The sequence below is a fragment of the Enterococcus ureasiticus genome, from assembly GCF_001730285.1.
Lineage (GTDB): Bacteria > Bacillota > Bacilli > Lactobacillales > Enterococcaceae > Enterococcus_L > Enterococcus_L ureasiticus.
On record NZ_MIJZ01000001.1, the window covers coordinates 419,341 to 439,276 of the forward strand.

Sequence of the window (19,936 nt, forward strand, 5' to 3'; positions counted from 1 at the left end):
TTACCTCCAATTAAAATGTTGCGCTACAAAAACGGTGATACCACAAGTCGCCGCAGTAACAAATCCTCCCCAAACTAAATCAATAACTGTTACGAAAAGCGGCCAATCCTTAATTGTTGACAGATTTGTTAAGTCATATGTCCCGTAGCATAATACTCCAAGCAAAGCTCCCGCAGAAATAGCATAAATCAAGCTCTCTTTTTCAATAGCAGGATAAATAACAAAAAATAAAATACCAATGAGATATAAGATATAAAAAACAGCTGCTGGAATTATTTTAGTCGGTCCAAGTAGATATCCTAAATAATCTTGATAGATTTTTTTAGCAATGAAAAGTAACCAGATAAAATCCAGTGCTAAAAATGCAACAGCTGCAACGCTAAATAATTTCACATAATGATTCATTTTCATTTCCTCCTCATATAATAAAAACAGGCACGATCACCTTATCAATCGATAAGTTTATCGTACCACGTTCAATTCGTTTATGAAAAAATTTTGCCTGAATAAAAAAGACGAGAAAACTTTATCCAAGTCCCCTCGCCTTTTTCACTTTTATCCTTATTTCACGATCAGTAAATCAAGACTTGCCAATGATAAAGACATTTTAGCAATTCGATTAAGTTCTTTCAAACGATTTGCTTTCACTTGTTCATCTTCTACCATGACCATTGTTTCTTCAAAATACTGTTCGATCAACGGACGTAAATCAACTAATGCTTGATAATTTTCAGACATTGTATTTTCATTAAATTTTTCTTCAATTTTATTCACTGCTTGATGTAAAGCTTTCTCTGCATCATTTTCAAACAAAGCTGCATCCACTTTACTTTCTTGATTTAATAACTCGCGACCTTTTTTAGCCAAATTGATTACTCGAGTCAAAGCTTCTATCGAAGGTTTAAAATCTTTATCAAGCAGATGATTTTTTAGAATCGTCGCTGATGAAAATAGTTTTGCTAAGTCTTTTTGCTCAGATGAAATCACTGCATCGATCACATCATGACGCACATCTTTCGTTGTCAATAACTGACGCAAACGTGCTTTTACAAAGTCGATCACTTCTTCTTGTCCGCTAGTTAACTGAATACCATATTTTTGGCTGTCTGCGTTGACCGCTGCATCAATCTCCATTTGTAATTGTACAAGAGGGAACTGCCAGCCTTTATTTTCGACAATTCGAATCACGCCATATGTTTGGCGACGCAACGCATACGGATCGTTAGAACCGCTAGGAATCATTCCCACCGCAAAGAATGAAAATACGCTGTCTAGTTTATCAGCGATTGCTAACACGGCTCCAATAGCAGAAACTGGTAATTCTCCATCACTTGATGTTGGTAAATAATGCTCACGAATTGCTTGAGCCACAGCCGGTTTTTCACCTTGAAGCAATGCATATTTTTCTCCCATGATTCCTTGTAATTCTGGGAACTCACCGACCATATTCGTTACTAAATCAAACTTATAAATTTCAGAAGCACGTTTCAAGTCTGTCAATTCAGCTTCCGTTAAGCCCACTTCTTTTCCGATAATCTGTCCAATAATCCCCACACGTTGCATTTTTTCATAAATCGTACCAATTTTTTCATGGAAAGTGACATTTTTTAGTTTATTAACGCATTCTTCGATTGATAATTTTTTATCTTCACTGTAGAAAAATTCTGCATCCTCTAAACGAGCGATCAAAACTTTTTCATTTCCTTTGATCACATTTTCAATATGAACGCTGTCCCCGTTTCTTACGGAAATAAAATGTGGTAATAATAATCCTTGATCATTTCGTACATCAAAATAACGTTGATGCTCTTTCATTGACGTTACTAATACTTCGTCTGGAACAGAAAGATATTTTTCGTCAAAAGCACCAACAAATGCTGTTGGGTATTCAACCAAGTTATTGACTTCTTCCAGTAAATTCTCATCTAGATCCAGCTTCCAACGATTTTTTTCGGCTAATTGGTTTGCTTGATCAACGATCATCGTTTTTCTTTCATTTGGATCAACAATAACAAATTGTTCTTTCATTTTTTCTTCGTACTCGTTTGAATGATTGAACGTCACGTCATCTCCTAAGAAACGATGTCCACGAGAGCTGTTTCCCGTTACCACATCTAGAACAGAAAATGGAATCACTTCATCATCTAATAGAGCAACGATCCAATGAATCGGACGGATATATTCAAAATCATAGTCTGCCCAGTGCATTGTAACTGGAAAAGTTAAACTTGTAATAACGTCTTTCAATCCTGCTAATACATCAATCGTTTTTTGGCCTTGATTATGCTTTGTTACATAAACATATTCTACACCATTCAATTCTTTAAACGTGATTGCATCTGTCGTCAGGCCCTGTCCTCTAACAAACCCTTCAGCGGCCTTGCTCCAATTTCCTTCAGCGTCTTGAGCAATTTTTTTAGCAGGTCCCTTAACTTCTTCCTGCGTATCTTCCTGCTGTTGCGGCAATTGTGTCACACGAACAGCCAAACGACGAGGTGTCGAGAAGCTTTGAACGGTTTCATAAGTTAATTTATTTTCGTCTAAGAATTTTACTATTTTATTTTCTAATTGTAAACGACTTGGGCTGACAATATGAGCTGGCATTTCTTCCAAGCCGATTTCAAGTAATAGGTCTTTTGCCATGTTATTTTGCCTCCTTAGTAGTTTGATCTTCTTTGTTTAAAAGAGGAAATCCTAATTTTTCACGTTCTGCGACAAAGATTTTCGCTACAGATTTAGCCAAGTTTCTGATGCGCGCTAAATATCCAGCTCGTTCCGTTACAGACACAGCACCACGAGCATCCAATAAATTAAATGTATGACTACATTTCAAGATATAATCATAGGCTGGATGTACTAGGCTTTCATCAATACAACGTTTCGCTTCTTTTTCAAATTTATCAAAGTTTTCCAATAACATATCTTGATTGCTGATTTCAAATGAATACTTCGAATGTTCATACTCAGGCTGATTGAAAATTTCTCCGTACTTAACGCCTTCTGTCCATTCTAGATCATAAACACTTTCTACTTCTTGAATATAAGATGCTAGTCGCTCGATCCCGTACGTAATTTCCGAAGTAACTGGATGACAAGCTAATCCGCCTACTTGTTGGAAGTAGGTAAACTGAGTAATCTCCATGCCATCAAGCCAAACTTCCCAACCAAGACCTGCACATCCCATAGAAGGATTTTCCCAGTTATCTTCAACAAAACGAATATCATGAGCTAAAGGATCGATCCCTAATAACTCTAAACTTTCTAAATATAATTCTTGAATATTTTCGGGCGATGGTTTCATGACTACTTGAAATTGATGATGTTGATATAGGCGGTTTGGATTTTCTCCATAACGACCATCTGCCGGTCTCCTTGAAGGTTCTACATAAGCCGCATTCCAAGGTTCAGGGCCGATTGCTCGTAAAAAAGTATAAGGACTCATTGTCCCCGCCCCTTTTTCCGTGTCATATGCTTGCATCAACATACAACCATTTGATGACCAAAATTTTTGTAAAGTTAAAATCATTTCTTGTACAGTAAGTTTCTTTTCCATTGTGATCCTCCTAATTTAAAAGTGTAACAGGCTCTTCCAGCCCTGACAGAAAAATAGGAAAAATTGATTGTGACGCTTTTTGTCACATTCCATTTTTGTCTTTTTTCCGAAGAGCTAGCCCGCGAAGCTAGATAATACAAAAGCTGAAAGAGCTCGGTCAGCCTCAAATGGAAAATAGGAAAAAATGACTGTAACACTTTTTATCACATTCATTTTTTATCTTTTTCCAATCTCATAAAACTAAACTACCTTTTTACAACGCTGTAACAACTGGATAAAACTCCACCACTTCATCTGGAACAACAGAAACTTCAACTTTCATGGTTTCTGTCAATTCCGTATTGATCTTGTATAACTTTTCGCTAGGGTTCGTTTCAAATTCTTCGATTTCTGTACCATCATTTTCCTTTATCTGAACCAACAGTCTAACAAGAGATAAAACTTTTAACTTGTTCTCTGTAAAATCAGCAGGGAAAAACGTTGCATTAAATTGCATGCTGTACCTCCTTTTCGATGATTTTAAAAATAGCAATAAAGTGTTGTTCTCGTTAGCGCATAGGAGACGAGCTTTGCCAATATTATTAAAGTGGTAATACAAAAAGTCCCTATGCCTCCAAGAGACATAGGGACGAATAATCGCGGTTCCACCCTACTTCCGATATCAACTATCGGCAGCTTCGTTTAAACATACTCAAAAGCGCCATTCAAAAGTTGCATGTACCTGGCTTACACTCTCCCAGATTCGCTATGACAGCAGTTCTTTTTACTCTTCTTTTTCAACGTATTTATTTAATTACTCTTTATGATAATCTTTGATTGCTGAGATGTCAAATTATTTTTTAAGATTCAAACAGCATTTGAAAAAATTGTTCTTTTCTTTCAAAAATCATTGCCCAATCTTGATAGATTTTCGTTTCTTCCAATGTACGTTTGATGATTTTACCATCGATAAATTCATAAATTCTAGCGTTTGGAAAAAACAATAATACTGGGGAATGAGTAGCAATCACAAATTGTGAGTCGGCGCTTACTAACTCCTGCATTGAAACCATCAATTGCAATTGAGTGCTGAGAGACAAACCTGTTTCTGGTTCATCTAGTAGATAAAAACCTTGACCAAAAAAACGAGTTGTAACTAACTCATAAAACGATTCCCCTCTTGAATACTTGTGTAGCTCTCTTTCAAAAACACCTTCGCCGTCTTGGTCACGCAAATCAATATCAGTCATTAAATTATAATAGGATTCTGCTCGATAAAAATAACTGTCCCTTGGGTAATAGGGATACTTTATTGGTCGACTCGCTTCAACTAATAAAGATTGTTCTTCATAAGAAACAAATAAATTATTTTTTGAGCCACCTTCAAGATTTAAATCCATTAGTCCAGCTATTGTTTCTATAATAGTTGACTTTCCAGAACCATTCTCACCAATCAAAAAAGTAACTGGAGTCTCAAAAATAAGTTGATCTAAATCAGTTAAAATAGGCAAATTAAAAGGAAATCGCGATGTTGATTTATTTTTATCATATTTTATCCCTTTAAGATACAGTTTTGTCATTATCTTCATCCTTTTTTTCACGCTTAGGCAACTTCAAGGTGTCTTCCCAACTTTTCATTTGATCGATAAATTTCTTACTCTTCAGATGAATCCCTACATACTCATCATATAATTCATCAATAGTTTGTCTTATCGCGGTTTTTGTCTCTGGCTTAACATTGATATCTTGAACCTTATCATAAGAAACAGCAGAAAAAAGACGAATGAAATGGATTGCTCTAGGATCAGCATGATAGCGATGGTTGTCAAGATGCCAATGTTGTTCACAAAGGACTCCACTATATTTTGAAGAATAATCAAACTTCCCTCGCGTTTCTTGGCAAACCGCACAATATCTCCATTCTGGTGTAATACCGAAACGGCTTAATAATTGGATTTCAAAAATATTGGTGATAATCTCCGCATCTTTATTCTCGTTCAACAAGCGAAGTGCTTGCTGAACGAAATGATACAAGTTCGGATCGTATGTTCGATCATCAATTGCCGCGTCAACCAAATTCAAAATATATGTCGCGTAAGCATTAATAAAAATGTCTTCCTGAATCATTCGAAACGGTTGGACATCTTTACTTCCATTTAAAAATGACAATCCATCTTCTCTGTAATCACCGATATATACAGCTTCTGTAAAAGGCAAAATTGCAGGACCGATTGGATTATTTTTACGATGTGCTCCTTTGACAAAAAACATCAATTTACCAAACGATTCCGTAAAAATCTTGACTAGCTTATCTTTTTCTTTGTAGTCCTTGGTAAATAAAATAATTCCTTTTGTTTCCCCTAAGGTCATGTTTTCGCCTCCTATATTTTCTAATCTATTTTAGCAGAGAAAGAAGCAAAAGAACAATCCCGTAATAATACAGAATTGTTCCTTCGTTTCTCATTAATAATCGTCTTTGCGATAACCAAAGTCTTGTAAATGAACTTTTTTATCACGCCAGTCTTTTTGTACTTTTACCCAAAGTTCTAAGTAAACTTTATCATCCAGTAAATGTTCAATATCTTGTCTAGCTTTTGTTCCGATTTGTTTGAGCATCTTGCCGCCCTTACCAATAATGATCCCTTTTTGGCTATCACGTTCCACGATGATTGTTGCTTGAATGCGTACTTTATCATTCTCATCACGTTTCATTGAATCAACTACAACGGCAACTGAATGAGGAATTTCATCTCTTGTAAGCAATAATACTTTTTCACGAACTAATTCAGATACAATAAAATATTCAGGGTGATCCGTTACTTGATCATCTGGAAAATACTGTGGCCCTTCCGGCATTTGATCAACTAAAACATTCATCAAACGATCCACATTATTCCCTTCAGTAGCTGAAATCGGCACAACTTCTGCAAATTCCATTTGGCTTGCATAATCTTCAATGATTCCCAAAAGCTGATCCGGATGAACCGTATCGATTTTATTGATCACGAGATAAACAGGGCTAGTCATTGTTTTAAGACGTTCAATGATGAAATCATCGCCTTTACCTCTTTTTTGATCCGCACTGATCATGAATAGCGTTGCATCCACTTCACGTAATGCGCTATAAGCTGTTTCAACCATAAAATCACCTAAACGATGTTTCGGCTTGTGAATACCAGGTGTATCAATAAAAACGATTTGTGCTTCTGGAACTGTATAAATACCTTGTATCTTATTTCTAGTTGTTTGAGCTTTATCACTCATAATCGCAATTTTTTGTCCGACAATTCGGTTCAGCAATGTAGATTTACCCACATTAGGTCTTCCTACGATCGCTACGAATCCGGATTTGTGTACGTCTGTCATGGTTTCTCTCCTCTATAAAAAATCTTGTAGTATCTGCCAAATTTTTGGGACAAACAACAGCACTCCAACAACCACAGCAAATCCTGTCGTTAAAAGAACTGCGCCTGCAGCCATATCTTTGATTTTCTTACCAATTGGATGGAAATGAAAATCAGTCACCATATCAACCACATTTTCAAACACTGTATTAATAATCTCCATCACTAATACAAGAAAGATTGCAAGTAACAACCACAACCATTCTGAGATCACTAATCGTAAAACAAAGCCAACAATGATCGCCGCAATCCCCATTAGAGTATGTGTCCGCATGTTACGCTCTTCCTTAAATACCGTCTTGATCCCTTGAAGAGCAAATTCCAATGAGGCTATAAAATGTTTATTCTTCGCTGTCCGCTTATCTTTTGAGTCCATAGGCATCTAAGATCTCTTTCTGTAAACCAAACATTTCTTTCTCATCATCAGGTTCCATATGATCGTAACCATTTAAATGTAAAAAACCATGCACAGCCAAAAAACCTAACTCACGTTCAAAAGAATGACCATATTCTGCTGCTTGTTCTGCCGCTCGTTCAGTCGATATCATGATATCTCCAAGGTTCCTAGGAAAAGCGTCTGCTGCATCTTCAAAAATAATCGGCAGTTCATCTTCGCCTTCTTCTTCCAAAGCAAAGCTGATAACGTCTGTGGGTACATCTTTTCCACGGTAGTCTCTATTTATCACCTGAATACCTGCGTTATCCATAAAGGACACGGACATTTCAGTATCTTCAGATATTTTTAGAAAATCAGCTGCAAACTGCAGCAGACTTTCTACTTCTTCCAAATTTTCTTTTGATAAATTACTTGTTTCATCAATGAATGAAATATCCATTAGTCATCTCTCTTTTCTTGTTCGTCTTTCATTTCTTCTGCTTCGGATTTCATTTTTGGATATTTGATTCTAGAATGGAATGTACTACATAACCCATTGACTAGAGACTTCTCGATGATCCGAATTTCTTTCATCGTTAAACCACAATCATCCAGTTGTCCATCTGCAATCCGATCTTGAATAACATTATGAACAAAAGCTTGGATTTTCTCGTTCGTTGGATGATCCATCGCACGAACCGCAGCCTCACATGTATCAGCAATACTAACGATTCCCGCTTCTCTAGTTTGAGGTTTAGGACCTGGATATCTGAAATCCGCTTCAGAAATATCTGGGTTTCGTTCTTTTGCTTTCACAAAGAAAAACTTCATTAAAGTCGTACCATGATGCTGACGACAAATCTCAATCACCATTTCAGGCATATGATAGTCTTCTAATATTTTAGCACCATCAATGACATGTCCAAAAATAATTTGTTTACTGTCTTCTGGCAACAAGAAATTATGCGGATTTTCAGCCCCGGCTGGTAAGTTCTCAACAAAGAAGTTCGCATGTTTGATTTTACCAATATCATGATAATAACAAGCAACTCGTGTTAGTAATGAACGACCTCCGATTTCAGCTACTGCATTTGCACTTAAGCTTGCCACCATCATACTGTGGTGATACGTCCCTGGCGCTTCTTCAAGTAGTTGTTTCAACAAAGGATGATTGGGGTTACTTAGTTCATTTAAAACAATCACACTATCATCCGTTACAAGCAATTCAATATACGGATGAAGTCCCATTGTGGCAAGGAAAGACAATACAGTTCCAGCTAAAGCACAGATCATCATTGTCCATGATTTACCGTCAAAAAAGCTCATCCCTTGATAAACCATCAAAATAAAGTCTACGCAAACAGGGAAAATAATGACCCAAAAAACAGCAACTAATCCTTGTTCACCTATTCGCGTGCGTTTGACTACTGTTGCTAATAGGCCAGAAAACATATAACTCACTAAAATAATCGTTAACGAGTTAGTTCCTATAGAATTATAAAACACAAATAGTGAAAATATTACTTGGAAAACAGCTGCTAAAACCCCAGCTCTTCGACTTACAAAATAATTTAACACAAGAGGTGTAAATGCTGCCGGGAAAAACAATGAAATATACATCATTTGTTCGGTTTGGAAAATTTGGAAGAACTTCATCAATACGACACTTAAAGACATTGCACCTACATAGAACAAAATAAAATGTCTACGTCTACCTTCTTCTGTCACTTGTTTTGTGAAGAATAATAAAACGAATACTTGCAAAACGATTGCTAAAGCTAAGGCCGCCATTGGAAATAACGAAGTGCTTTGATTGGTCATACCTAATATTTCAAGTTTTTCCATCGCTTTACTGTCGATTTGCGTCCCTTCACGAACGATAATTTCCCCTTGATAGATCATAGAAGGCGGAACAGCATCCATTGCATTTTGGCGCATTTCTTTTGTCTTTTTATCGTTGGCAAAATCATTCGCCACGATCCCTTGATTTACAATATAACGAATTTCTTGCTGCATTGTACTAGTAACATCAAGGAATTGGATTTTTTCAATTGCACTTTGACGAATATTATCCAGATCAGCTTCTCGAACATGATCTTTCATTTTTTCATCTACGATTTTTAAGCTTTCAGTTTTTACTTGCTGAATTTGATTGTCATCTAATGAAAATATATTTTGATAAAATACATTTGGAAATTTTTGATAAAAAGCGACTTCGTCTTGATCCAACGATTCAAATTGAGCTTTTAAATTGGCAATTCTTTCTTCTATCGTTGGACTCGGAATCGTCTCATCTTTTTTAGCCTTCGCTTTTTTCTCTTCATAATCTTTTTCTGTCTTTTCATTTGCGTTAACAATCAACTTAAACAGTTTTTCAATTCGTTTATGCTGGATATCCGCTGTTTCTTCCTGATAAATATATTCAGGCGTAACAGCTTCCGCAGCCAATTTTTTCTTTTGCCCTGTTTCGTAGGTATTTTCAACGTTTTTATTCGCTCGAATCGTATTTTCAGCAAGCTGACCTTCTTTTATTTCCACTCTTTTCTGATACACACTACCGAACATAATGATAAATAAAAAACATGAAAAAATTAGTACAAGTATAGGGATATAAGCCTTCCCTAATTTATCGCGTAATTTTAGTAACGAGTATTTCAACGGAATTTTCACTCCTTTCCGCGGGTTTTAAACTATTTTTGGCTTTCTTTTTCATACGCTCGAATAATTTGAGCAACAACGGGATGCCTCACAACATCTCCAGCATCAAAATGAACAAACGCAATTTTATCGATGGACTGTAATGTTTTTTCTGCATGAATCAAGCCGCTAGCAACGCCTTTAGGTAAGTCGATCTGGCTTGTATCGCCATTGACGATCATTCTTGAATTAAAACCTAATCTTGTTAAAAACATCTTCATTTGAGCGACAGTTGTATTTTGTGCTTCATCAAGAATGACGAAAGCATCATCCAATGTCCGACCTCTCATATATGCTAATGGCGCAATTTCGATTACACCACGTTCCATCAAACGGTTCGTATGATCCATACCAAAAACTTGATACAACGCATCATAAACAGGGCGTAGATAAGGATCGACTTTTTCTTTTAAATCACCTGGTAAAAAGCCTAGACTTTCTCCTGCTTCAACAGCTGGACGAGTTAAAATGATTTTTTGGACTTCCCCTTTTTTTAGAGCTGATATAGCCATAACCACAGCTAAAAAAGTTTTTCCCGTTCCAGCTGGACCTATTCCAAAAATAATATCGCGTTTACGTACAGCATCGATATATCGTTTTTGTCCAATATTTTTGATCCGAATCGCTCTACCATGGTGATCTTTTAGGATTTCTTCTTCATACATTGTCACAAAGACATCCAAATCGCCACTTTTTGCCATTTTCAAAGCAGAGACAACATCTGGCGTACTGATTTTGATGCCGCGTTGAATCAGCACTTGTAGCGTGCGCAGAACAGAAGCAATCAATTGGACCTCAGATTCTTCACCAAGCAATTGAATCGTCTCACCCCGTGTGTTGATCGTTACTGCTGCATTTTCTTCTAAATATTTTATATGTTTGTCATGGGTTCCTAAAAGCATACTCACATCATCAGAATCATTTAATTTCAATTCTAAAGATATTGACTGATTTTCTGTCAAAAAATGCCCATCTCCTTTATTTTTTCATTCTTTACAATCATACCATAATATTTATTTATTAAAAAGAGAGTGGACTAAAACTAGAGACTTGTTTTTCTTTCTTCACAGAAAGTTAAATGTCTCTATATATTATCCCCAGTTCTTTATCTGTTTTTTTGGACAAAAAAACCAACGGAAATCCGTTGGTTTTTTCACTTTGACTAATTCTCTTGTAATAATTCTTTTACAATTGTATTGACCTGATTGCCGTCTGCTTTACCTTTTACTTCAGGCATTACAGCACTCATAACTTTACCAAATTCCTTTGGTGAAGACGCTCCGGTCTGATCAATTGCCGTTTGAACAATCTGACGAATTTCTTCATCTGAAAGTTGTTTTGGCATATATTTTTCAACAATTGCGATTTCGATTTTTACTTTGTCAGCAAGATCGTCACGTCCCGCTTTTTCAAACTCTGATAAAGAGTCTCTGCGTTGTTTCATCTCACGAGATAAAACTGTTAACTCTTCTTCTCCGTCCAAATCACGGCCAGTTTTAATCTGCTCATTTTGAATGGCTGCTTTCAGCATACGAAGTACGGATAAAGTATCTTTATCTTTTGACTTCATTGCTGTCTTTATATCGTCATTCAATGTTGTTAGTAATGACATACAACCAACTCCAATTCATCGAAAACTAGAATTTTTTACGTTTTCTAGCTGCTTCAGATTTTTTCTTACGCTTTACACTTGGTTTTTCGTAGAATTCACGTTTACGAGATTCTTGTAAAGTACCCGCTTTTGAAACGGAACGTTTGAAGCGACGAAGAGCATCGTCAAGAGATTCGTTTTTACGAACGACAGTTTTTGACATGTTAATTCCCTCCCTCCGAGCTTAAAAAGTAACCGTTTTTTATATTTATGAGTTATTTAACATAAATAAAATACCGTTCTTAATACATTATATCGAATGGTTATTTTAACGTCAACCATTGTATTGAAAAAATGCATAAAAAAGTACCAAAATGAGTAAAGTTTTACACACATATGTAATATTCATGATTTTTTCTGAAAAAAACGATCATCTGCACTCCTCACATCGACCAAAAATCTCAAATCGGTGTCCTTCAATTTCACATCCACTTAATTGTTCTTTGAAAAAGTCCATCGGGCACATGTGAATTTCTTTTGTTTTTCCGCAAACGGTGCATATAAAATGATGGTGATGTCCTACTTCCTGACAACAATGAAAGCGAAACTTTTTTTCTCCGTTAAAATCAGTTGTTTCTAACAGATCAAAGGTTTCAAAATCATGTAGGTTTCGGTAAATAGTATCGTAGCTCACCCCTTTATATTCTTGATTCATAAATTCATACACTTCTCTTGCAGAAATATAACGATTTCTCCTAATTAGATAGGTGATCATCGCTTCTCTTTTTTTTGTATATTTCAAGCCGTTCTTTTTCATCACCGCTAGGGACTGCTCTACTTTAGAATTTGACTGTGTCATTTGATAACCTCCAGTTCTTAAATCAAAATCATTACGAATAAGATTCATGAAGGTATGGTATAATAAATCTATAAAAAAAGCAAGAAAGGAATCATACTATGACAATGAATGAACAAAAAAAATGTGTGACGATCTTCGTCATTTCTGATTCAGCAGGCGAAACAGCTTCGAAATTAGCAGCAGCTTCTATGGCTCAATACCCTACTATCGACTTTTCGTTATTTAGACGAACATTTGCTAAAGAAGAAGATAAACTTAGAAAAGCACTTGAAGATGCAAAACGTGAAAATGCCATGGTTTTACACACAATCGTAAATGATCGTTTAGTGAAGATTGCGAATGATTTTTTTGAAAAGCATAATTTATATCACTTTGATATTTTAACACCCCCAGTAGCTGAAATTGAGCGACTGACTGGTGTTGCACCTACTAGAGAACCTGGCGCCCTACATCATTTGAATGAGAATTACTTTAAACGAATCGAAGCAATGGAATTCGCCGTAAAATATGACGACGGTAAAGATCCAAGAGGTTTCTTGGAAGCAGATGTACTCTTATTAGGGGTCTCTAGAACATCAAAAACACCCCTTAGTTTATTTTTAGCAAATAAAAATTTGAAAGTGGCAAACTTACCTTTGATTCCAGAAGCTCATTTGCCAAAACAATTATGGGAAACTAATCCTAAAAAAATCGTGGGACTGACAAATGATCCCGATATCTTAAACGGTATCCGTAAAGAACGAATGAGAACTTATGGACTACCAGCTGATACTTCTTATTCAGATATTGAAAAAATCAGAAAAGAATTAACATTTGCAAATGATTTATATGAAAAACTAGGTTGTGTGGTTATCAATGTAGCTTCCTTATCGATTGAAGAAACAGCTTCAATGATTTTGAATGCTTTAAATTTGGAAGATCATAGTTATTATGCAACAGAATCGCCTGAAGCCTAATAGATAAATAAAAAACTAAGAGCATTAGTATGAGGTAAAAAAACAACCTCACTGCTCTTAGTTTTTTTAAAACACTTGGATACCTTCTTTGTCTATCGATAACACATTGATTGTAGCTGATTGAGGCAATTTTTCTAGTTCTTGAACCATTTGGTCTGTTTTTTCCTCAGGAGACAAAATCAATACTGTTGGACCAGCTCCGCTTAAAAATGCGCCATAAGCTCCGATCTTATGACTAAGAGCTCGGATTTCATCTAAATGTGGAACTAGTTTTTTTCGATATGCTTCATGCCAGCGATCTTTCTCCATCATTAAGCCAGCCAAAGGCAAATTACCATTCAAAATTGCAGCAATCATTACGTTTGCGATTGAACTTGCTTGAACAGCTTCTTTATAAGGAATCGAAGTCGGAAGTACACTTCGGCTTTCAGACGTCAATAGATGAACATCTGGAATATAAGCAATCACATCACACATTGGAAAATGATGTTTCACAGAGTGAACTTCACCATCAACATAGCTCGCAACAACAAAATCTCCGCATATAGCTGGAGCAATATTGTCTGGATGTCCTTCAATCTCAGTAGCTATCTGTACTTTATCCTTTTGAGATAAATTCAAATTCCCTAGTCGATTGGCAAGTTCAATGCCACCAACAATTACACTAGAACTACTCCCTAAACCTCTAGCTAAAGGAATATCTGACGTCATTTTCAACACTTTTGGTGAAAGATCAGGAGCTAATTTTAGTGCTGTTTGAATTAATAGATTTGTAGCATCTGTCGGGATGTCACTCCCTAAAGAGTGTATAATTTTCCACTCTTTAGTATTTTCCAAAACTTCGATATTAAGATATTGCGACAAGGCAATACCACATGAGTCAAAACCCGGCCCTAGATTTGCACTGGTTGCGGGAATTCTTATTTTCATAGTTCTGACACTCCATTACGTAAATGCAACCGCATTTCTTCTAAATCACTCATTTTAGAGATTTTTACATCCGTTGCATTGATTGCGGTATCAGGATCTTTCAATCCATTACCAGTGAAAACAGCTACGACCGTTTCACCTGGTTTGATTTTTCCATTTTTCACATGTTGGATTACACCTGCTAAAGAAGCGGCTGAGCCTGGTTCAACAAATACACCATCTTGTGCAGCAACTTTCCGGTAAGCATTCAGAATTTCTTCATCTGTTACTGAATCGATATGCCCCTTCGATTCATCACGGGCAGCTTCGGCTAATGTCCAACTAGCTGGATTTCCAATACGGATCGCTGTCGCAATTGTCTCAGGTTGTTCGATTACTTCACCTTTCACTATTGCTGCAGCTCCTTCTGCTTCAAAACCATGCATTCGTGGTAAAAGTGTTCCTTTTTTATCATGCCATTCTTTAAAGCCTTTCCAGTATGCAGAGATATTCCCAGCATTTCCAACTGGAATTGCTAAAACATCTGGTGCTTGTCCAAGTTGTTCGCAAACTTCAAAAGCTGCTGTCTTTTGACCTTCTAAGCGATATGGATTCACCGAATTAACTAGTGCTACAGCTTCTGTTTCAGCAATATCACGAACAGCTTTCAACGCTTCATCAAAATTACCTGGAATCGAGATGATATCCGCACCATAAATAATTGCTTGTGCGAGTTTGCCCATTGCGATTTTGCCATCAGGAATAACCACATAGGCTTTAACACCTGCTCTTGTAGCATAAGCAGCTGCTGCTGCACTTGTATTTCCTGTTGACGCACAAACAATTGCTTTTGCGCCTTCTTCAACAGCTTTAGCAACAGCCATAACCATTCCGCGGTCTTTGAATGATCCAGTCGGATTCAGGCCTTCATATTTTCCATATAAATTGATGCCTAATTCCTTTGACAAACTGTGCAGTGGAATTAATGGTGTGTTTCCTTCGGCCAATGAAATCATTGGTGTATTATCTGTGATTGGTAAATATTCCTTATATTGTTTTAATAATCCTTCATACATTGATTAATCCTCCAATACTTTAAATGTATTTAATAGTTCGAATCCATCTGTTGATTCGATTTCTTTTGTCACTTGCTTCATTTGTTCTTTGGTAATTGTATGTGTGATTGCCACGATTCTAGCTCGAGTGCCGTCAGATTTCTGCTGAACTAATTGATCAAAACTAACATTTGCTTCAGTCATTATCTGAGTTAACTTCAAAATTTGACCATGTCGATCCGGCACTTCGATTGAGAAATAGTACTTTCCAGAAATTGTTTCATCTGCTGCTAGTTTAGTATCATGTTGATAGGAATTAAACATATGTCCTGTCGTTCCTAAACGGATATTTTTAGCAATTGTGATGATATCACTAACGACACTTGTTGCAGTTGGCTTAGCACCTGCACCTGGCCCATAATACATTGACTCACCAACACCTGCGCTTTCGATAAAAACTGCATTAAATTCATTACGAACCGAAGCGATTGGATGCGATTTAGCCACAAGCATTGGGCCAACTTCAACCGCAATACTGCCCTCTTGATTTTCAGAAGAACCGATCAGCTTCACTTCATAGCCTAATTGAGCAGCCATTTCAACATCATCTAAAGACAGACCACGAATACCTCGCGTATCCACTTGATCCAATCGAATGTTCATCCCAAAAGCAAACTGGCTTAAAATAACCATTTTATAGGCTGCATCAATACCATCCACATCATTCGTTGGATCAGATTCAGCAAATCCTAACTCTTGGGCTTCTTTTAATGCTTGATCATATGACTTTTTCTCAGAAACCATCTGTGTCAGCATATAATTTGTCGTTCCATTGACGATTCCTAACACCTTTTGGATATTGTCAGCAGCTAAACTATTGGCAATTGTGCGTAAAATAGGAATACCACCGGCAACACTTGCTTCATAATATAAATCACAATCATTCTTTTGAGCTAAAGCTACAAGCTCACTGCCATGTTGAGCCAAAAGATCTTTGTTTGCTGTTACAATATGTTTCCCATTTTCTAGCGCTTTGGTAATGAAGGTTTTTGCTGGTTCCACTTTTCCTATTAATTCTACAATAATCTTGATTTCATCATCATTGATAATATCCTCGATCTTTGTTGTGAGCTGAATATCAAATTTCTCAGCCAGACGTCTTTTTTCTTCTTCATCACGTACTAAAGCTTTTGAAATAGTGATTTCCATTCCTGTCACTTGTGAAATTTTCTCTTGATGTTCTTGTAAAATTGTTGGTACACCAGATCCAACTGTACCTAGTCCAAGCAAACCAATTTTCAATTTTTCCTTCATTCTTCTTCCTCCAACTATAAAATTAGAAACATTTCATTTTCTTCTAATAAAACATGTTTCTAGTATACCCAACTGACGTAAAAAAAACTACCCTTTTCTTTGAATTTCCCATGGGAATCCTAGAAAAGGTGAGTTATTGGTGTTTGATATGTTCAAAGGTTTGATTAAGAATATCAATAACATGGTGGTCGTCAAGTGTATAATAAATTGTTTTTCCTTCGCGTCTGGATCTTACTACATGGCTGTCTCGTAATAGTTTTAATTGATGTGAAACAGCTGACTGTTCCATTGAAAGCTGGTCTCCGATTGCTGTTACATTTAGCTCTCCTTTTTTTAACAGAAGTAAAATTCGTAATCTAGTTGGATCACTCAACACTTTGTATAATTGACTTACTTTTTGAATTTCATCTATTTCTTTCATCGCTGAGCTTCCCTTCTTATTTTCCTCTCGCTTATTATAGCAAACTTTTTTCAAAAGAGGATAGAATTTTTCTTTCGTACAGGATTAAAAAAAGACAACTAGGATAAAACAACATCCTACTTGTCTTTCAAAAATTTATTTTTTCTTAGCTGTTCGCTTGTTTAACTGCATCGATCACAGCAAATCTAAATCCATTTTTTTCTAAAGCTGTAACACCTTTAATCGTGCTGCCTCCTGGAGATGTGACACCATCTTTTAGCTCTCCTGGATGTTTTTTAGTCTCAATCGCAAGTTTGGCAGATCCTAACATCATTTGTGCAATGATTTCATATGAAAGAGCACGAGGCATGCCTTCTAACACGGCACCATCCGCTAATGCTTCCATGAATATATCAACAAAGGCTGGGCTGCATCCAGCAACCGTACCAAATGTACCTAGAATATTTTCGCTAACTTCTTCAACTTTCCCCAAAGATTCCAATACACGGGTCGCTTCAGCTTTTGATTCAACTGGCATATCATCTGCAAAAACTGCACCGATCATTCCAGCATTGACACTGACAGGCGTGTTAGGAATAGCATGAACAACATGGATTTCTTTGCCTAAAATAGCTTGGGCTTCTTCTACAGTATGTCCTGTCGCAACCGAAATAAGAATTGTGTCTTTAGTTATATTCGGCGCTGCTTGTTTTAAAATCTCTAAAACGATTTTAGCTCCTGTAGCTATAAAAATCACTTGGCATTCTTTTAAAGCAGCATAGTCTTTGATCAATTTGAATCCAAGTTTCTCTTGCAGTGCTTCAGCGGTACCGCTTGAACCACCTTTGACGAACAAATTCTCTGGTACTACTGTTTTAGCTTTTAACAGGCCTTCAATCATCGCACTGCCCATGTGACCGGCGCCGATAAATCCAATATTCATGTCTACCACTCCTTATAATAGTAAAAATCAAGGGACTGAAATAAAACTTCTCTCCAGTTTTTTCAGTCCCATTCATTTTATTCAGTTAATGCGTTAACTGCTTGCTCAAAATTCTTGATTTTTTGATCAGCTTCTAATTGAGAATCAGCCTTCGTTGCCAAATAAAATTTAATCTTGGGTTCAGTTCCAGATGGACGGATCGCAATCCAGCTACCATCTTCCAAGAAATATTTTAACACATCTGACGGCGGAGTCGTCAACGCTTCAACTTTTCCATCTGCGGATGTTTTTGTTAATTCTTTGAAATCTTCCGTTTGCGTTACGTTGATATTTGCAAATGAAGTAGGTGCTTCTTCACGGAATTTTTTCATTAGCGCTTTAATTTTTTCGCTGCCTTCAATTCCACTCAAGGTTACTGAAATTGTTTTTTCTTCAAAATAACCATACTCTTTGAAAATGTCTTGTAAACCATCATAAAGTGTTTTTCCTTGTTTCTTGTAAAAAGCCGCAACTTCCGCCAATAAAACAAGTGCTTGGATCGCATCTTTATCACGAACGAAGGATTTTACTAAATAACCATAACTCTCTTCAAAGCCAAACATAAAGGTTTGAGAATGATCTTCTTCATATTGTTCGATTTTTTCTGCAATAAACTTAAATCCTGTTAAGACATCCACCATTTTTGTGTTGTATTTCGCTGCGATTGCAGTTGCTAATTCACTGGACACGATAGATTTCAAGACAACAGCATTTTCTGGTAAAGTTCCTGCTTGTTTATGCGCCTCTAGAATATATTGAATCATGATCGATCCTAATTGATTACCTGTTAAAACTTGATAACTACCATCTGGTAAACGAACTGCAGCACCTAAACGGTCAGCATCAGGATCTGTCGCGATCAATAGGTCAGCATCTTCTTTTTCTCCTAGACGGATAGCATATTCAAAAGCCGAGTGCTCTTCTGGATTTGGTGATTTGACCGTTGTAAAATCAGGATCAGCAATCGCCTGTTCTGGAACAAGTACAAATTTTTCAAACCCAGCTTGTTTCAAAGCTTTTTCACCTAGCATTTTCCCAGTGCCATGTAATGGCGTATAAACCAATTTTAATTCTTTACCCATGTCATTGATCAATTCTTGGTTGATCGTAACTTTTTTAACCTCTTTCAAGTACGCAGTATCGACCTCTTCACCAATGATTGTAATCAAATTACTCGTTTTTGCTTGATCATCGGTTAAGACTTCAACCTTTAATGGGTTTTCAATTTCACGAACATATTTAGTCAAAGCATCAGCATCTGCCGGTGGCATTTGTCCACCATCTGCGCCGTAGACTTTATAGCCGTTGTACGCTGCTGGATTATGAGATGCTGTGATCATGATTCCTGAAAATGCATTTAAGTGGCGAACTGCAAAAGACAGCTCAGGCGTTGGGCGTAAACTTTCAAAAACAAAAGCAGGAATATCATGTTGTGCTAATGTTTTTGCCGCTTCCATTGCAAACTCTGGTGACATATGACGAGAGTCGTAAGCAATTGCAACTCCCCGTCGTTTTGCCTCAGGTCCTTCAGCATCCATAAAACGAGCCAATCCTTCAGTTGCTTGACGGATCGTAAAAATATTCATCCGATTGATTCCGGCACCTAAAATACCACGCATACCAGCCGTTCCAAACTCTAAAGGTGCATAAAAAGCATCCTCACATTTTTCAGGATTTCCTTTCAAATCGATCAATTCTTTTTTTAAATTTTCTGGTATATTTTCTTCATTTATCCACTGTTCATAGACTTGTTCCCAAGACATGTTTAGCACCTCTTTTTATCATTTATATTGTTACCCATTAGTAAGTATATCATTCTAGCGCTTTAGAAGAAAGTAATGGACTGCAAAAAAATATCCTC

21 protein-coding genes are annotated in these 19,936 nt (G+C 36.6%); 1 reads left to right on the forward strand and 20 read right to left on the reverse strand.

Features of this window, described 5'->3' with window-relative positions; genetic code table 11:
* The 14 genes from BCR21_RS01960 to BCR21_RS02025 all read right to left on the reverse strand — a co-directional run bounded on the left by BCR21_RS01960 (position 1) and on the right by BCR21_RS02025 (position 12,459).
* Positions 1-405, reverse strand: a complete 405-nt coding sequence (locus BCR21_RS01960; protein ID WP_069644839.1) for a DUF2177 family protein — start codon at positions 403-405, stop codon at positions 1-3.
* Between the two features lie 156 nt (positions 406-561).
* A complete protein-coding gene (glyS, locus tag BCR21_RS01965) occupies positions 562-2,643 on the reverse strand; it encodes a glycine--tRNA ligase subunit beta (RefSeq protein ID WP_069644840.1) in 2,082 nt (693 codons plus the stop codon).
* 1 nt (position 2,644) lies between these two features.
* Complete coding sequence (glyQ, locus tag BCR21_RS01970; RefSeq protein ID WP_069644841.1) at positions 2,645-3,553, reverse strand: glycine--tRNA ligase subunit alpha; 909 nt, start codon at positions 3,551-3,553, stop codon at positions 2,645-2,647.
* A gap of 253 nt (positions 3,554-3,806) precedes the next feature.
* On the reverse strand, positions 3,807-4,049 hold the full coding sequence (locus BCR21_RS01975; protein WP_069644842.1) for a hypothetical protein: 243 nt from the start codon (positions 4,047-4,049) through the stop codon (positions 3,807-3,809).
* A 343-nt stretch (positions 4,050-4,392) separates the two neighbouring features.
* Positions 4,393-5,112, reverse strand: a complete 720-nt coding sequence (locus BCR21_RS01980) for an AAA family ATPase (RefSeq protein ID WP_084013194.1) — start codon at positions 5,110-5,112, stop codon at positions 4,393-4,395.
* Positions 5,093-5,902 (reverse strand): DNA repair protein RecO, encoded by an 810-nt coding sequence (gene recO, locus BCR21_RS01985; RefSeq protein ID WP_069644844.1) that lies wholly within the window; start codon positions 5,900-5,902, stop codon positions 5,093-5,095. The genes BCR21_RS01980 and recO overlap by 20 nt, the downstream gene beginning before the upstream one ends.
* A 93-nt stretch (positions 5,903-5,995) precedes the next feature.
* A complete protein-coding gene (era, locus tag BCR21_RS01990) occupies positions 5,996-6,898 on the reverse strand; it encodes a GTPase Era (RefSeq protein ID WP_069644845.1) in 903 nt (300 codons plus the stop codon).
* A 12-nt stretch (positions 6,899-6,910) separates the two neighbouring features.
* A complete protein-coding gene (locus BCR21_RS01995; protein ID WP_069644846.1) occupies positions 6,911-7,318 on the reverse strand; it encodes a diacylglycerol kinase family protein in 408 nt (135 codons plus the stop codon).
* Complete coding sequence (ybeY, locus tag BCR21_RS02000; protein ID WP_069644847.1) at positions 7,296-7,772, reverse strand: rRNA maturation RNase YbeY; 477 nt, start codon at positions 7,770-7,772, stop codon at positions 7,296-7,298. Before ybeY ends, BCR21_RS01995 begins: the two co-directional genes overlap by 23 nt.
* A complete protein-coding gene (locus BCR21_RS02005) occupies positions 7,772-9,970 on the reverse strand; it encodes an HD family phosphohydrolase (protein ID WP_069644848.1) in 2,199 nt (732 codons plus the stop codon). Before BCR21_RS02005 ends, ybeY begins: the two co-directional genes overlap by 1 nt.
* A 32-nt stretch (positions 9,971-10,002) precedes the next feature.
* Positions 10,003-10,971, reverse strand: coding sequence for a PhoH family protein (locus tag BCR21_RS02010; RefSeq protein ID WP_069644849.1), 969 nt, complete (start codon positions 10,969-10,971; stop codon positions 10,003-10,005).
* 200 nt (positions 10,972-11,171) lie between these two features.
* A complete protein-coding gene (locus BCR21_RS02015; RefSeq protein ID WP_069644850.1) occupies positions 11,172-11,621 on the reverse strand; it encodes a GatB/YqeY domain-containing protein in 450 nt (149 codons plus the stop codon).
* A 25-nt stretch (positions 11,622-11,646) separates the two neighbouring features.
* Positions 11,647-11,823 (reverse strand): 30S ribosomal protein S21, encoded by a 177-nt coding sequence (rpsU, locus tag BCR21_RS02020; protein WP_002356740.1) that lies wholly within the window; start codon positions 11,821-11,823, stop codon positions 11,647-11,649.
* Between the two features lie 207 nt (positions 11,824-12,030).
* Positions 12,031-12,459 carry a Fur family transcriptional regulator gene (locus BCR21_RS02025; protein WP_069644851.1) on the reverse strand — a complete coding sequence of 143 codons (429 nt, stop codon included), beginning with the start codon at positions 12,457-12,459 and terminating at the stop codon, positions 12,031-12,033.
* 98 nt (positions 12,460-12,557) lie between these two features.
* On the opposite strand from BCR21_RS02025, the gene BCR21_RS02030 reads away from it, so the two are divergent.
* Complete coding sequence (locus BCR21_RS02030) at positions 12,558-13,415, forward strand: pyruvate, water dikinase regulatory protein (protein WP_069644852.1); 858 nt, start codon at positions 12,558-12,560, stop codon at positions 13,413-13,415.
* Between the two features lie 66 nt (positions 13,416-13,481).
* On the opposite strand, the gene thrB is transcribed toward BCR21_RS02030, so the two are convergent.
* From thrB to BCR21_RS02060, 6 genes are all read right to left on the reverse strand, one after another.
* Positions 13,482-14,345 carry a homoserine kinase gene (gene thrB, locus BCR21_RS02035; protein WP_069644853.1) on the reverse strand — a complete coding sequence of 288 codons (864 nt, stop codon included), beginning with the start codon at positions 14,343-14,345 and terminating at the stop codon, positions 13,482-13,484.
* Entirely contained in the window at positions 14,342-15,400 is a 1,059-nt protein-coding gene (gene thrC, locus BCR21_RS02040; RefSeq protein WP_069644854.1) for a threonine synthase, read from the reverse strand. Before thrC ends, thrB begins: the two co-directional genes overlap by 4 nt.
* Positions 15,401-15,403: 3 nt before the next feature.
* Complete coding sequence (locus BCR21_RS02045) at positions 15,404-16,693, reverse strand: homoserine dehydrogenase (RefSeq protein ID WP_069644855.1); 1,290 nt, start codon at positions 16,691-16,693, stop codon at positions 15,404-15,406.
* Positions 16,694-16,826: 133 nt separating this feature from the next.
* A complete protein-coding gene (locus BCR21_RS02050; RefSeq protein WP_069644856.1) occupies positions 16,827-17,114 on the reverse strand; it encodes an ArsR/SmtB family transcription factor in 288 nt (95 codons plus the stop codon).
* 145 nt (positions 17,115-17,259) lie between these two features.
* Entirely contained in the window at positions 17,260-18,036 is a 777-nt protein-coding gene (gene proC / locus BCR21_RS02055; protein WP_069644857.1) for a pyrroline-5-carboxylate reductase, read from the reverse strand.
* Positions 18,037-18,113: 77 nt separating this feature from the next.
* Positions 18,114-19,838: a phospho-sugar mutase gene (locus BCR21_RS02060; protein ID WP_069644858.1), complete on the reverse strand. Its 1,725-nt coding sequence runs from the start codon at positions 19,836-19,838 to the stop codon at positions 18,114-18,116.
* Between the last annotated feature and the right edge of the window lie 98 nt (positions 19,839-19,936).

What these genes read in the sequence shown, in the direction of transcription:
- BCR21_RS02060 (WP_069644858.1), bottom strand. Translation starts at nt 19,838, where the DNA reads ATGTCTTGGGAACAAGTCTATGAACAGTGGATAAATGAAGAAAATATA.
- BCR21_RS02050 (WP_069644856.1), bottom strand. Translation starts at nt 17,114, where the DNA reads ATGAAAGAAATAGATGAAATTCAAAAAGTAAGTCAATTATACAAAGTG.
- era (WP_069644845.1), bottom strand. Translation starts at nt 6,898, where the DNA reads ATGACAGACGTACACAAATCCGGATTCGTAGCGATCGTAGGAAGACCT.
- glyS (WP_069644840.1), bottom strand. Translation starts at nt 2,643, where the DNA reads ATGGCAAAAGACCTATTACTTGAAATCGGCTTGGAAGAAATGCCAGCT.
- BCR21_RS02015 (WP_069644850.1), bottom strand. Translation starts at nt 11,621, where the DNA reads ATGTCATTACTAACAACATTGAATGACGATATAAAGACAGCAATGAAG.
- BCR21_RS02045 (WP_069644855.1), bottom strand. Translation starts at nt 16,693, where the DNA reads ATGAAGGAAAAATTGAAAATTGGTTTGCTTGGACTAGGTACAGTTGGA.
- ybeY (WP_069644847.1), bottom strand. Translation starts at nt 7,772, where the DNA reads ATGGATATTTCATTCATTGATGAAACAAGTAATTTATCAAAAGAAAAT.
- BCR21_RS01995 (WP_069644846.1), bottom strand. Translation starts at nt 7,318, where the DNA reads ATGCCTATGGACTCAAAAGATAAGCGGACAGCGAAGAATAAACATTTT.
- BCR21_RS01980 (WP_084013194.1), bottom strand. Translation starts at nt 5,112, where the DNA reads ATGACAAAACTGTATCTTAAAGGGATAAAATATGATAAAAATAAATCA.
- thrC (WP_069644854.1), bottom strand. Translation starts at nt 15,400, where the DNA reads ATGTATGAAGGATTATTAAAACAATATAAGGAATATTTACCAATCACA.
- rpsU (WP_002356740.1), bottom strand. Translation starts at nt 11,823, where the DNA reads ATGTCAAAAACTGTCGTTCGTAAAAACGAATCTCTTGACGATGCTCTT.
- recO (WP_069644844.1), bottom strand. Translation starts at nt 5,902, where the DNA reads ATGACCTTAGGGGAAACAAAAGGAATTATTTTATTTACCAAGGACTAC.
- BCR21_RS01960 (WP_069644839.1), bottom strand. Translation starts at nt 405, where the DNA reads ATGAATCATTATGTGAAATTATTTAGCGTTGCAGCTGTTGCATTTTTA.
- glyQ (WP_069644841.1), bottom strand. Translation starts at nt 3,553, where the DNA reads ATGGAAAAGAAACTTACTGTACAAGAAATGATTTTAACTTTACAAAAA.
- BCR21_RS02025 (WP_069644851.1), bottom strand. Translation starts at nt 12,459, where the DNA reads ATGACACAGTCAAATTCTAAAGTAGAGCAGTCCCTAGCGGTGATGAAA.
- thrB (WP_069644853.1), bottom strand. Translation starts at nt 14,345, where the DNA reads ATGAAAATAAGAATTCCCGCAACCAGTGCAAATCTAGGGCCGGGTTTT.
- proC (WP_069644857.1), bottom strand. Translation starts at nt 18,036, where the DNA reads ATGAATATTGGATTTATCGGCGCCGGTCACATGGGCAGTGCGATGATT.
- BCR21_RS02030 (WP_069644852.1), top strand. Translation starts at nt 12,558, where the DNA reads ATGACAATGAATGAACAAAAAAAATGTGTGACGATCTTCGTCATTTCT.
- BCR21_RS01975 (WP_069644842.1), bottom strand. Translation starts at nt 4,049, where the DNA reads ATGCAATTTAATGCAACGTTTTTCCCTGCTGATTTTACAGAGAACAAG.